The sequence below is a fragment of the Clostridium sp. 1001283B150210_160208_E6 genome (genome assembly GCF_015669365.1).
GTDB lineage: Bacteria > Bacillota > Clostridia > Clostridiales > Clostridiaceae > Clostridium > Clostridium paraputrificum.
Window position 1 is genome coordinate 45524 of record NZ_JADPAA010000014.1, and the last position, 12792, is coordinate 58315.

Sequence of the window (12792 nt, forward strand, 5' to 3'; positions counted from 1 at the left end):
TATCTTACCTCACTTTACTGTAGTTGTTCTCCTATTTTAGACATTGCATCTTGTAAAATATAATATGAAGCTTTCAATCTTTCGTGATATGTTGGAATCTCCCATTTAGCCCACTCATATCTCTTCAAATCTATTTTACTACTATTGTCAACTCCATAAATATATGTTCCTATATTTATCCCTTGTATTTCTAAAGGTTGAATACCACCTACTTTATAAAAATCATCCATTACACATTTAGATGATGGATCCATTACATTTAGTAATTGCCATGGTATTCTAATCTCTATAACATTCTCATTTATATAAAAATCAGCCAAAGAGTTATAATCATCATCCTCCGGATTTCCATTTCCATATATTAGATTTCCTGTTTCTTTTCTCCTCAAAGGAATATCTTTATTATCCTCTGGTAAATGTATAGGACCACTTATACATAAATATATAGGGTTAAATTTAGAGGAATCCTTTCCTTCTTTGTTGGCTTCAACCCCACTATATTTTCCTCCATAAGAATAGCTAAATACATCATAATAACTTTGAACTTTAATTGTAGAATTATCCTTTCCATTAATATCGATAATAAAATCTACACCATTACTAAAAGTAATGTCTTCATATTTACCACTTCCTGAATTAGGTGTAGTATCTATTGGAATTACTAAATGTTCATTTAAAAAGTTTATGCTGTCATTACCCTTAACCATAAAATAAATATACTTCTCATCACTATTTACATAAGTAGAATATTGCTCATTCTCTATTAATGGCGTTCTATTCTTCCAGTCTTTTATTTTTCCGTCTATATAACAAACACTTTCTTCTGATCCTGGATCAAAGGCTAAAAGACCAAAGTTTTGCTCGTTAGTTTGTATATTAGACCAATAAGCCCTCCTTCCACCTATATCATAATCCATGGTGTTCCAAGTTCTTTTAAACCATTCATCTTGCCATGAAAATACTATTCCACCTGCATAACCTGTATTGTAAATATCCTCCAGCATTGAGCTATCCATTTCTCCTTGGGATTTTTCATCCAAGCCTCCTTGGTTAAATCCAGTATATATATTTTCATGAGTTATCCCTCTTGATGATGGCACCCCAAATTCTGCTACTAAAACTGGCATAGTGTGCTTCTTAATTAAATCTTCTAAATAGGCTTTATATGGATTTACATTTCCATCCTCATCCTCATACTCCCTATACTCCTTTTGATAAACCAATGCCTCTGGGTAATAAGGATATACATGATATGATGCAAATATTCCTGACTTAAAGTTCTCATTAGCCTTTATATTATTAGGATTTACAACTTCACTATCCTCTTTTTCATCTGGTTCATTTGAATGTTCTAATAAATCTGTTGTTACCCAATTAGTAAAGCTTATTGGAACTTGAGTATTATATTTATCTGTCTCATAACTTATGGCTTTATCGCCTAACTCACATAAAAAACTTTCAAAAGGACTAGCATTGTCACTTGTATATAAATACTTTCCTTTAAAATCGGACTTTCCTACATTTAATTCATTAGTATCATTAACAAGTGCAGGATCCCACTCTATCCCTAAAATTAACCCAATTACATAAGGTGATATATCACTAATATACTTACCTGACGCATGTCCTGCTTTTTCCTCTATTTCTGCTTTACCATGAATAACATCAATCAATCTATTTATTTCATTTACGGTAGTATCCTTTATAATAGGATCAAATGCATTTAATTTAGAATTAATATCTTCTTCATTTATCCATACTCCATGTAATAAATAAATAGTATTTTCAGATTTCATGTTATGCTCTAAAAGTGCTTCATAGAACTCAGGAGTTTGAATTGTATATACTCTTATTGTATTTGCATTCATTTCCCCAATATAACGAAACCACCTTAAATACTCCTCTTTTGTTATTGCTAATTCCCCAGGAAATGCACCTGGTTTACCAACTCCTATATTTACTCCCTTTAAAAACTTTCTATTAAACTTTTCTCCATCATAGACTGTAAAATATTTATCATCTAATTTTGTATAGTATTTAACCCCATCTTCAAAAGCTATTGGCCTATTACTTTTATCCTTTGTGCATGCTATAAAATTCATGCCTGATAATAAAACACTAACAATTATTATCAAACTACTTGTTCTTTTAACAAAGTAATTCATACTAGCCCCCTTTGTAATAATCCTCTTTTATTCTATTACACTCTTACCATTATTATTATCGTATATTTGCTGTATAAATAAGTCAAGGACTATAGTCCTTGCAAGTGACATATAGTAAAAATATTATTTAAATTTTACTATTATTAAACTTTTTTCTTAATTTTATAATTTACCTTTCATTCACAATCCGTTCTTTTTCTGCATAAATTGATTTTAGATAAACATTTACGAGGGGATAAACAATTATGTACTATGAAAGACATTGCATTGATTGTAAGGATTGTATAAAAGATCCTTCAGATCCTAAATGCAATACTGCCTGTGCAGATAAAAAGAAAGATTGCTATGAAAGCTATAAAACTTTTTCACCAAAGATTTATGGAAAAGCTTATATAGTATGCCAACCTTATGACACACTATTCAACTTAGATGAAGCTATATATTCCGGAACAATATTCAAAAATCTTTATGAACCATATTGTGATATAAAGTATGCAAAGGGAGGTAAGTCTTGTGAATAGAAAAGAGTGTTTAGAACAATTTATGAAATTACAATTTTTTGCACTTGATTTAAATCTTTATTTAGATAACTTCCCTTGTTGTTCAAAAGCCCAAGAAGACTACAAATTTATTTCTAAACAACTAGATAAAGCTAAATGTGAATATGAAGAGAAGTATGGACCATTAACTAACTTTGGTTCAGCTTATGTAGAAAATCCTGAAAAATGGATAGACACACCTTGGCCATGGGAAAGAATGTAGGGAGGAAATAAATTATGTGGTATTATGTTAAAACTTTACAACATCCTATAAATTTGAAATCAAAAGACCTTAGGATGGCCCAACTTTTAATATCTCAATATGGTGGACCAGATGGAGAACTTGGAGCTGCACTAAGATATCTTAATCAAAGATTTACAATGCCAACTAATAAATCTAAAGGATTATTAACTGATATTGGTACAGAGGAAATGGCTCATGTAGAGATGATAGGAACAATGGCATATCAACTTATGGAAAACGCTTCTATAGATGAACTAAAAAAAGCTGGTCTAGATGGACACTATGTAGATCATGGTAAAGCTTTATTCTATACAGATGCTACAGGCAACCCTTGGACTGCAACTTATATTCAAGCAAAAGGAGATATAATTGCAGATTTACATGAAGATATGGCAGCTGAACAAAAAGCTAGGGCAACTTATGAATGGTTATTAAACCTAACAGACGATCCTGAAATTAAACAAATTCTAGGATTCTTAAGAGAAAGAGAAGTTGTTCATTATCAAAGGTTTGGCGAAGCTTTAATGGATGTACAAGACAACGTTAAACCTATGGACTTGTACTGTAAATAAGCTTTTAAAAAAGGTGGAGTGGATATTTATTTTGCTCGTTCCGTCGCTATGCTCCAAGTCACATCAAAACAAATAACCACCCCACCCATACTAAAAGTGCGAAATTTTATATTTCGCACTTTTTTTATTTTATTATAGCTATTGCCTCTATTTCAACTAATGCGTCTTTTGGTAATCTTGCTACCTCCACGCAACTTCTTGCAGGAGCATTTTCTTTGAAATATTCACCATATACTTCATTAACCTCTCCAAAATCATTCATATCTTTAATGTATACTACTGTTTTTACCACATTTTCTAATGATGTTCCAGCAGCTTCTAAAATAGCTTTTACATTTTCTAAAGATTGCTTTGTTGCAGCTTTTATTTCAGTAACTAATTCTCCTGTAGAAGGATTTAATGGAATTTGACCTGATGTAAATAATAAATCTCCTACCTTCTGTGCTTGTGAATACGGCCCTATTGCCTTAGGTGCTTTTTCTGTAAAAATAACTTCTTTATTCATTTTATCATCCTCCTAACTTCTATTCGTATATCATTGTAGGCTTAATTGATTTGGGATTATATCCATTATCCTTTAATGATTTAATTATCTTTTCTTTATGCTCATGTCCAAATGTTTCCATAGTTATTACTAATTCTACTGCACTACTTCTGTTTATACTTACAAATTGATTGTGTTCAAGTTTAACTATATTCCCTTGTGCATCAGCTATAACCTTTGAAACATTAGTTAATTCCCCTGGCTTATCTGGTAATAATACGGACACTGTACATATACGCCCTCTCTCAATTAATCCATGTTGCACTAATGATGAAAATGTAATAACATCCATATTGCCACCACTTATTATTGGAACAACTTTTTTCCCTTTACACTTTAGATGTTTTAATGCTGCAACTGTTAGAAGCCCTGAATTTTCTGCTAGCATCTTATGGTTTTCAAGCATATCTAAAAATGCGCCTATAAGTTCATTGTCATCAATTGTTATTATCTCATCTATGTTTTCCTTTATATACGGAAATATCTTGCTTCCAGGAGTTTTTACTGCCGTACCATCTGCAATAGTTTCAACCTTAGGCAATGTAACAACATGTCCCTCTTTTAATGAGACCTCCATACAATTAGCACCAGCTGGTTCTACCCCTATAACTTTTATATTAGGATTTAATAATTTAACTAAAGTAGATACACCTGAGGCTAAGCCGCCTCCCCCTATTGGAACTAAAATAATATCAACAGTAGGTAGTTCTTTTATTATCTCCATAGCAATGGATCCTTGTCCAGTTGCTACATCTAAATCATCAAATGGGTGAATAAATGTATATCCATTCTCCTCTGCTAACCTTAAAGCATAACTGCATGCCTCATCATATACATCACCATAAAGTATTACTTCTGCACCATAGGCTTTTGTTCTATTAACTTTAACTAAAGGTGTAGTTGTTGGCATAACAATTACTGCCTTTACCCCATAGGCCTTTGCTGCATATGCAACTCCTTGAGCATGATTTCCAGCTGATGCAGTTATTAATCCTTTATTTCTCTCTTCATCTGTAAGAGTACTTATCTTATAATAAGCTCCTCTTATCTTATATGCCCCTGTTTTTTGCATGTTTTCAGGCTTAATATATATCTTATTACCTGTTAAATCTGAATAAAAATCACTATAAACCAGCTTTGTTTGTAAAATTACTTTTTGTACAACTTCATAAGCTTCTTCAAACTTTTCTAATGTCATCATCTTCCAAATTCCCCTTTTATTGCTTTGCTAAAATATACTAATATAATATCATTTGTAATATTTATGTCAATAAAAAATTAGAATGAATATTTATTTTGCTTACTCTCTCATATTAACGCTAATAAAGGAAGCTGATATTATACTCAGCCTCCTTTATTACTTTTTAATAGAAATTCCTTGTGGAAATCCAAAAATATTTTGTGGATCATATTTCTTCTTGATTTCTCTTAATCTATTAGTATGTGTACCAAAGTATTCTCTTTCATAATCTTCTAATTCTGCATATGGAAAATTAATAAAAGATCCTTCTGTCATTTCAATTATGTTCTTAAATTTATCTACAACCCATGCTCTGTTAGCTGGTGCGTATTTAGGATCTTCCCATACAGATTGGAATCCCATTATAAAGTTAGAATCCCTAAATGCAAAAGCTGTATCTTCATTATTTTTATCCCTTACAGCCCCACCTAATCCATAAAATGATACTGCTGCATAATATGCACCTTCAGCTCTATCATCTACTAATGCTATTATTTCTTTAATCTCTTTTTCCGAATAATCTCTAGACACAAATCTTCCTGAAGATTTATATTTTTCATAATCTGGATGACTATCTTGAATCTTTCTATTAGCATCTAAAACAGTTGTATAATCTAAAGAAAACTCTCCAAAGCTTGGAATTCTTTTAAATGGTTCAACTATCTTTTTAGCTTCTTCCTTATCCCCATAGAACAATCCAGTAAGTTTTATTCCTTTTCCTTTTGTTTCTGAATTATATATTCCTAGCTTAAAATTAGCTCTTCTATCCAAATTCTTATATTCATTTTGCCACATCTTTATAAATTCTATCTTTTCTTCTAAATCAATATTAGGAAAATCCATGTTTATTAATGTAACCATATCAATCTTTTCAGGAATATTAAAAGTCATTGATACCACAACACCAAAATTTCCTCCTCCTGCACCTCTGCAAGCCCAGAATAAGTCACTATTTTCCCTCTCATTGGCTATTATTAAGTTACCCATATAATCAATTAATTCAAGTTCTACTAAACTATCACAAGACAATCCTAATAATCTGGTAGAATATCCCCAGCCCCCTCCAAGTACTAGTCCTGGAACTCCTACTGTAGGACATCCTCCCCCAGGGAATGGATACCCTTTAGACCCTGTTGCTTCATAAAGCTCTCTGTTTCTAACTCCACCTTCGATCTTTACTTTTCCTTTATCTTCATCTATGTAAATATTATTCATTTTACTAACATCAATAACTACTACATCATTTCCTGTGGAATATCCTTCATAGTTATGACATCCTGATCTAATTCTTATTGGAAGCTCATTTTTTCTTGCCCAAAGAATTGAATTTCTAACATCATTTTTTTCTTTGCAATAAATAATTACAAGAGGATATTTCTCTATAGCCCTATTCCAGCTCATTCTGCTCTCTTCATATCTAAAGTCATCTCTTGTAACAACATCTCCTGTTAATTCTTTAAAATTATATTTAATCATTAGTAACACCCCTATTCAATAATACAATATTTTCATAATCATTATTTAAGTCTTTATTGTATACCTTCATATTCTTAATTATATCAGGTATTCCATTTTTAAATTCTAAAAGACAAATTCCTTTATGATATTTATTTATACATTTATAAGGAAGTAAAAACCACTCATGTATTATAGCTTTTATTTCTACATCTACTTCTATCTCTTCACTTTTATCTAAATTTCTTAAAGTATTAAACCTACTACCTACATAAATATCTTCCTCTAGTATATTAGTAAATATAAATATAAAATTCTCATTATATTGTATCTCTTTAAAGTCATTAATACACCTTTCAAACTCTTTAAAATATTCCCCTTGCCCTTTTTCTTTCATAACCCTTTCAGGAAAAACTTCATTCTTATATTTATAATAATAACCATCATCACCTTTAAAGGTTAGTGCCATAATCTTAGGTCTTAAATCTTCTTGATTTAATTCTGCTAAAAACTTAGTCTTCATTTTTATACTCCCATCCATCTTCTCTATATATTTATTAATACAAATAAATTCCTCTAAGTCCAGTAGTTGAATCAATAAAAAGCGGGATATTAGGTGGATTAAATGTGAAGTAAGTAAATAAAACTATATCAAGTAGCAAAATAAACAGCAAAGAATAAAATACTACTTTATTATATTTATAATTCTCATAATACTTTAATCCAATTAATTGCCCTATAAAAACTCCCAGTATAAGTGAAAATATATCAAGTACTAAGTTTTGTATACCAAGGGCACCTGTATAAGTATAAAAGAAAATAATTATTATAATAGGACTTATAATTATAGATATGGTCATAGACATAATCCACTTTCTTATATCTATATACATTTTTCTGCGATATATAAAATATCCCATTCCCCACCATAATACCGTAGGATAAAAAGCTAGTTTTAGATGTTCCCATATACTTTCATTTATTGGTGTGAAAATTCCTACAATCTTTATATTTCCACTAAAACCATATAAAAAGTGACTTAATGATGAAATAAGAACTATAGCAATAACTCCATACAATATATATTTTTTTATTAAGTATGATTTATTGAACATATACTCTCCTTAATGTTAATTTTTTTATATTATATGAAAAGCTGCATCTAAAAGTATATCTATTCATAAATTCTTTATAAGTAAATGATATAATATATTTAATTTTAATTTAGGGAGTGATTATATGTTAGAACTATTAAAAAATAGAAGAAGTATAAGGAAATATAAAGATACACCTATTGAAAAAGATAAAATAAATAAAATAATAAAATCGGCACTTCTTGCACCATCATCTATGAACAAAAAGCCAGTAGAATTAATAGTAGTAAATGAAAAGTCTACTTTAGAAAAACTTGAAAAGTGTAAAAACATGGGCACACTTGCTTTGAAAACTTCCCCTGTTGCTATAGTTGTAATTGCTGACTCTTCAATAAGTGATGTTTGGATAGAAGATGCTTCTATTGTTTCAACCTTAATTCAACTTGAAGCTGAGAGTCTAGGACTAGGATCTTGTTGGATACAAATGAGAAATAGACAAGGTAAAAATGATGATTCTGAAACAGAAGTAAGAAATGTATTAAGCATACCGGATAATTATGGTGTACTAAGTATAATTACTTTAGGTTATAAGGATGAAGTAAAGATACCTTATGATGACACCTCATTTAACTTAAATAAAGTTCATTACAACAAGTTCTAATTTAAAAGGTGATGCAGCTTATTGCTGTATCACCTTTATTTCATTGTTTTCATATTCTATTGTGCATTTACCACCATTTTTTAATTTTCCAAAAAGGATTTCATCTACAAGTAGAGATTTAATTTCTTTATCTATAACTCTTATTATCTCTCTTGCACCATATTCTTCACTAATTCCCTTATCCTCAAGGAAATCTATACAAGAATTTTCCCAGCTTAAATCTATCTTCTTTTCCTTCAACTTATCCTTTAATAAATTAAGTTGCTTTAACACAATATTTCTACTCATTTCCTTATTTATAGGATTAAATACTACTACCTTACTTAATCTATTTCTAAACTCTGGGGTAAAAATTTTCTTAACCTCTTCAGTTATTCCTTCCCTAGTAACCTCCCTATCTCCAAATCCAATTAAACTTTTGCCAACCTTACTTGCTCCTGCATTTGAAGTCATTATAAGAATTACATTTCTAAAGTCCGTTTTTCTCCCCTGGTTATCTGTTAATGTAGCATAATCCATAACTTGAAGAAGAATATTAAATATATCACTATGGGCTTTTTCTATTTCATCTAGTAATAGCACACAATGAGGATTCTTTTTTACGCTATCTGTTAATAGGCCTCCCTCTTCATATCCTACATACCCAGCAGGTGCTCCTATTAACTTAGCAACAGTATGTTTTTCTACATACTCACTCATATCAAATCTTATAAGTTCTATGTTTAAAGTATTAGCTAGAGTTTTTGCAATTTCTGTTTTACCAACACCTGTTGGTCCTACAAATAGTAAACTAGCAACAGGTTTATTATCATCATTAAGTCCTGCCCTTGAAAGTTTTATGTTCTTAACTACTTCTTTTATTCCTTCTTCTTGACCAAATACCTGTGATTTTAGTTCATCTTCTAGCTTGCTTAACTTTTCAATTTCATCTATTTCTACTGTTTGTTTTGGTATATTACAAATCTTAGATAAAACCTCTTCTATTAGCTTATTATCAACAGTTTGAACCTTCTTTTTTAATGGGTGCATCACTCTATAAGCACCTGCTTCATCAATTAGATCAATTGCTTTATCAGGTAAATATCTTTCATTTATATACTTATCACTTAATTCCACTGCATGTTCTAAAGTGCCTTTAGAATATTTTACTCCGTGATAATCTTCATAATAACCTTTTAAACCACTTAATATTTTTATAGTTTCTTCTACTGAAGGCTCTTTTATATCTATGTTTTGAAACCTTCTAAGTAAACTTTTATTCTTAGAAAAATGCTTATTAAACTCATCATAAGTTGTTGCCCCAATTACTCTTATCTTACCTTCTGTTAAGTATGGCTTCAACATATTAGATACATCAAAAGTTCCTCCGTTAATTGCTCCTGCCCCAACAATATTATGAATTTCATCTATATAAAGAATGGGATTAGAATACTCTGCTACTCCATCCATAACCATTTTAAAACGCTTCTCAAAATCTCCTCTATATTGAGTTCCAGCTAAAAGCCCACCTAAATCTATTGAAAATATTTTAGAATCACTTAATTTCTCTGGAACCTTTCCTTCATTAATAAGTCTTGCAAGCCCAAAGGTAATGGCAGTCTTCCCTACCCCTGCCTCACCTATGTGTATAGGATTATTCTTATATTTTCTGCATAAAATTTGCATAGTTCTTTCAAGTTCTAACTCTCTACCTATAAGAGGTGAATAACCCTCTACTACATCATTTAAGCAGGTTACATAAGCTTTCCATCCTTCATCCTTTATTTCTTTTTTCTCCCCCTCTTCAGCTATAACCTCTTTATTTACTCTTTCTTCCCCCTGCAAATCACATAACTCATATAAAAGGTCAGTCCATTCAACTTGAGACAACAGATAATAAGCAGCGTAGCTCTCTTCTAAATTTATAATACCATCTAAAAGATGTGATAACTCAACTTGATTTCTATCACTAGCTTGTGCTCTAGATGATGAATATAAAATCACTTCATTGAAAGAGTGGCTTCCTTGAGGCTCATGTCCTTCAATAATATTTATATTTTCATTAATATATCCTTGTAAGTCCTCACGTAATTTAATAGTATCTCCACCAACATTTTTGAAAGCCTTACTAAAATCCTCATTAAATGTTGTCATATATAATAAATGTTCTGGAGTTATATATTCATGATTATTTTCTTTGGCATAATTTATAGCTTTAACAACTATTTCTTCTACTACTGCAGATAGTCTCATTTTCTTTCCTCCTATGCAACTTCCATAGTAACCTTAAATGGAAATCCCTCTTGTCTTGCTAATAATGTAGTTTCTTCTACCTTACTTCTTGCTATATCATAAGAATAAGTACCTACCATAGCACTTCCACCCTTATGTACTTTCATCATTAAATCATTAGCTTCCATTTCATTTTTATTAAATATATTCATTAAAACAAATATAACAAACTCCATTGAGGTAAAATCATCATTATGCATAATAACCTTATATCTTTTAGGTTCTTTCACCTTAGCTCTTGTCTTCTCAGTTATTGATGTACTAGTTGCCATAGTTATCCTCCTACATCTAATCTATATTTTATTATAATAGTAAAGTTACTATAAAAGTAATTTATTTTCAATCACATTTATACATTCTATTAATAGTGATAAAATATTATTGGAGATAAATTTATGGGAGGGTTAAAAATGACTTATATTGCATCAAAAGAAAGATATGGAAATATGAAATATGAACGGTGCGGAAATAGCGGACTAAAGCTTCCTTTAATTTCATTAGGATTTTGGCATAACTTTGGAACTAATGCTCCTTATGATAATATGAAAGAAATGTGCTTTGCCGCCTTTGATAACGGAATTACTCACTTCGATTTAGCTAATAACTATGGACCAGAATACGGAAGCGCCGAAATGAATTTAGGACGTATATTAAAAAATGAATTTAGTTCATATAGAGACGAATTATTAATAAGCACTAAAGCTGGTTATGATATGTGGCCAGGTCCCTATGGAAATTGGGGAAGTAGAAAATATTTAATTGCTAGTTTAGACCAAAGTTTAAAACGTATGGGGCTGGATTATGTTGATATCTTTTACCACCACCGTATGGACCCTGAAACTCCTTTAGAAGAAACTATGATAGCATTAGATAGCATAGTAAAGAGTGGTAAGGCATTGTATGTAGGACTTTCAAACTATGATGGTTCAACTATGGAAAAAGCATGTAACATTCTTGAAGAACTAAAATGCCCATTTATTATAAATCAAAATAGATACTCCATTTTTGATAGAACTATAGAACAAAATGGATTAAAGGATATGGCAAAAGAAAAGGGTAAAGGAATTATAGCCTTTAGTCCACTAGCTCAAGGAACTCTTACAGATAAATATTTAAATGGAATTCCTGAAAATAGTAGAATAAAATCAGATGGTCGTTTTCTAAAAGAGAGTATTTTAACTGATAAAAAGCTAGCACAAATTAATTCTCTTAACAATATTGCCTTAGAGCGCGGACAAACATTAGCTCAAATGGCCCTTAATTGGGTTTTAAGGGATGGAGTTGTAACTAGTGTTCTTATTGGTGCTTCAAAACCAGAACAAATAATAGAAAATATAAAAATAGTTAATGGGACTAATTTTTCTGAAGAAGAACTTAGAAAAATTGATTCTATCTGTTTTGAATAAATTAAAAGACTTGGCCACAAACCAAGTCTTCTTACTTATTCTAAAATTCTATTCTTAAATCAACTTTTTTATCAATCACCTTATAAATTATAAACCCAATCATTCCACCAAGAGTATTTAATATAATGTCATCTATATCACAAGATCTAAAATTTCCAAAATACATAGATATATACTGAACCACCTCTATAGATAATGATACCAATGCACAAGTAATTACTGTTGATTTAAAACTTCTTAGTCTTTTAAAACACATTGGTATGAATATACCTAGAGGTAATAATAAAAGGATATTTCCAAGTATATTTTTAATCCAAAATCTAACCATATAACTCTCCATTCCTATTGGTACTTCATATATATCTTTTATAGTATTAAAAACCGGTACTATATTCATAGATGGTTTTCCTATATAACCACCTATCACTAAAGGAAAAAACGTTACTATAATAACCATAAGTATATAAAATTTAAACGTTAAACCCATAAATTCTCTAAAGTTCAAAAACTTCTCTTCTTTATTCCTTTTTATAAATTTAATTACTTCTATAATAAGAATTATTATACTTCCTACTATAAATGCAAATTTCATTCCTAACAT

The 12792-nt window shown here is 30.3% G+C and carries 14 protein-coding genes; 5 read left to right on the forward strand and 9 right to left on the reverse strand.

What is annotated here, in order from left to right; all coding sequences use genetic code 11:
* Positions 1-14: 14 nt before the first annotated feature.
* Positions 15-2165 carry a family 2 glycosyl transferase gene (locus I4V16_RS13715; protein WP_111938159.1) on the reverse strand — a complete coding sequence of 717 codons (2151 nt, stop codon included), beginning with the start codon at positions 2163-2165 and terminating at the stop codon, positions 15-17.
* Between the two features lie 245 nt (positions 2166-2410).
* Between I4V16_RS13715 and I4V16_RS13720 the strand changes: the two genes are divergently transcribed.
* Genes I4V16_RS13720 through I4V16_RS13730 form a run of 3 tightly spaced genes read left to right on the forward strand, consistent with a single transcriptional unit; the run spans position 2411 to position 3520 of the window.
* Positions 2411-2686: a spore coat associated protein CotJA gene (locus I4V16_RS13720; RefSeq protein ID WP_049177935.1), complete on the forward strand. Its 276-nt coding sequence runs from the start codon at positions 2411-2413 to the stop codon at positions 2684-2686.
* Positions 2679-2927 (forward strand): spore coat protein CotJB, encoded by a 249-nt coding sequence (locus tag I4V16_RS13725; RefSeq protein ID WP_049177936.1) that lies wholly within the window; start codon positions 2679-2681, stop codon positions 2925-2927. The genes I4V16_RS13720 and I4V16_RS13725 overlap by 8 nt, the downstream gene beginning before the upstream one ends.
* Before the next feature lie 14 nt (positions 2928-2941).
* Positions 2942-3520 carry a manganese catalase family protein gene (locus I4V16_RS13730; RefSeq protein ID WP_195966895.1) on the forward strand — a complete coding sequence of 193 codons (579 nt, stop codon included), beginning with the start codon at positions 2942-2944 and terminating at the stop codon, positions 3518-3520.
* Positions 3521-3644: 124 nt separating this feature from the next.
* Here I4V16_RS13730 and I4V16_RS13735 read toward each other — a convergent pair whose 3' ends face one another.
* The 5 genes from I4V16_RS13735 to I4V16_RS13755 all read right to left on the reverse strand — a co-directional run bounded on the left by I4V16_RS13735 (position 3645) and on the right by I4V16_RS13755 (position 7874).
* The gene (locus tag I4V16_RS13735; protein ID WP_049177940.1) at positions 3645-4025 is read right to left on the reverse strand and encodes a RidA family protein; all 381 of its coding nucleotides are present in this window, start codon (positions 4023-4025) and stop codon (positions 3645-3647) included.
* Positions 4026-4044: 19 nt separating this feature from the next.
* Positions 4045-5265 (reverse strand): threonine ammonia-lyase, encoded by a 1221-nt coding sequence (gene ilvA / locus I4V16_RS13740; protein WP_195966896.1) that lies wholly within the window; start codon positions 5263-5265, stop codon positions 4045-4047.
* A 156-nt stretch (positions 5266-5421) separates the two neighbouring features.
* The gene (locus I4V16_RS13745) at positions 5422-6780 is read right to left on the reverse strand and encodes an FAD-binding oxidoreductase (protein WP_195966897.1); all 1359 of its coding nucleotides are present in this window, start codon (positions 6778-6780) and stop codon (positions 5422-5424) included.
* Positions 6773-7282, reverse strand: a complete 510-nt coding sequence (locus tag I4V16_RS13750) for a hypothetical protein (protein WP_195966898.1) — start codon at positions 7280-7282, stop codon at positions 6773-6775. Before I4V16_RS13750 ends, I4V16_RS13745 begins: the two co-directional genes overlap by 8 nt.
* Positions 7283-7316: 34 nt before the next feature.
* Complete coding sequence (locus tag I4V16_RS13755) at positions 7317-7874, reverse strand: DUF6512 family protein (protein ID WP_195966899.1); 558 nt, start codon at positions 7872-7874, stop codon at positions 7317-7319.
* A 124-nt stretch (positions 7875-7998) separates the two neighbouring features.
* Here I4V16_RS13755 and I4V16_RS13760 point away from each other — a divergent pair, with 124 nt between their 5' ends.
* A complete protein-coding gene (locus tag I4V16_RS13760; protein ID WP_195966900.1) occupies positions 7999-8514 on the forward strand; it encodes a nitroreductase family protein in 516 nt (171 codons plus the stop codon).
* An 18-nt stretch (positions 8515-8532) separates the two neighbouring features.
* On the opposite strand, the gene I4V16_RS13765 is transcribed toward I4V16_RS13760, so the two are convergent.
* Positions 8533-10746 carry an AAA family ATPase gene (locus I4V16_RS13765; RefSeq protein WP_195963515.1) on the reverse strand — a complete coding sequence of 738 codons (2214 nt, stop codon included), beginning with the start codon at positions 10744-10746 and terminating at the stop codon, positions 8533-8535.
* A gap of 11 nt (positions 10747-10757) precedes the next feature.
* Complete coding sequence (locus I4V16_RS13770; protein ID WP_049177949.1) at positions 10758-11057, reverse strand: ATP-dependent Clp protease adaptor ClpS; 300 nt, start codon at positions 11055-11057, stop codon at positions 10758-10760.
* 138 nt (positions 11058-11195) lie between these two features.
* On the opposite strand from I4V16_RS13770, the gene I4V16_RS13775 reads away from it, so the two are divergent.
* Complete coding sequence (locus tag I4V16_RS13775) at positions 11196-12191, forward strand: aldo/keto reductase (protein WP_049177968.1); 996 nt, start codon at positions 11196-11198, stop codon at positions 12189-12191.
* A gap of 40 nt (positions 12192-12231) precedes the next feature.
* Here the strand turns inward: I4V16_RS13775 and I4V16_RS13780 are convergent, their stop codons facing one another.
* Positions 12232-12792, reverse strand: coding sequence for a VanZ family protein (locus I4V16_RS13780; protein ID WP_195966901.1), 561 nt, complete (start codon positions 12790-12792; stop codon positions 12232-12234).

Bases quoted from the DNA above. Each gene is read 5' to 3' on its own strand.
- I4V16_RS13715 (WP_111938159.1), bottom strand. From the start codon at position 2,165: ATGAATTACTTTGTTAAAAGAACAAGTAGTTTGATAATAATTGTTAGT.
- I4V16_RS13720 (WP_049177935.1), top strand. From the start codon at position 2,411: ATGTACTATGAAAGACATTGCATTGATTGTAAGGATTGTATAAAAGAT.
- I4V16_RS13760 (WP_195966900.1), top strand. From the start codon at position 7,999: ATGTTAGAACTATTAAAAAATAGAAGAAGTATAAGGAAATATAAAGAT.
- I4V16_RS13750 (WP_195966898.1), bottom strand. From the start codon at position 7,282: ATGAAGACTAAGTTTTTAGCAGAATTAAATCAAGAAGATTTAAGACCT.
- I4V16_RS13730 (WP_195966895.1), top strand. From the start codon at position 2,942: ATGTGGTATTATGTTAAAACTTTACAACATCCTATAAATTTGAAATCA.
- I4V16_RS13735 (WP_049177940.1), bottom strand. From the start codon at position 4,025: ATGAATAAAGAAGTTATTTTTACAGAAAAAGCACCTAAGGCAATAGGG.
- ilvA (WP_195966896.1), bottom strand. From the start codon at position 5,265: ATGATGACATTAGAAAAGTTTGAAGAAGCTTATGAAGTTGTACAAAAA.
- I4V16_RS13745 (WP_195966897.1), bottom strand. From the start codon at position 6,780: ATGATTAAATATAATTTTAAAGAATTAACAGGAGATGTTGTTACAAGA.
- I4V16_RS13780 (WP_195966901.1), bottom strand. From the start codon at position 12,792: ATGTTAGGAATGAAATTTGCATTTATAGTAGGAAGTATAATAATTCTT.
- I4V16_RS13770 (WP_049177949.1), bottom strand. From the start codon at position 11,057: ATGGCAACTAGTACATCAATAACTGAGAAGACAAGAGCTAAGGTGAAA.
- I4V16_RS13765 (WP_195963515.1), bottom strand. From the start codon at position 10,746: ATGAGACTATCTGCAGTAGTAGAAGAAATAGTTGTTAAAGCTATAAAT.
- I4V16_RS13755 (WP_195966899.1), bottom strand. From the start codon at position 7,874: ATGTTCAATAAATCATACTTAATAAAAAAATATATATTGTATGGAGTT.
- I4V16_RS13775 (WP_049177968.1), top strand. From the start codon at position 11,196: ATGACTTATATTGCATCAAAAGAAAGATATGGAAATATGAAATATGAA.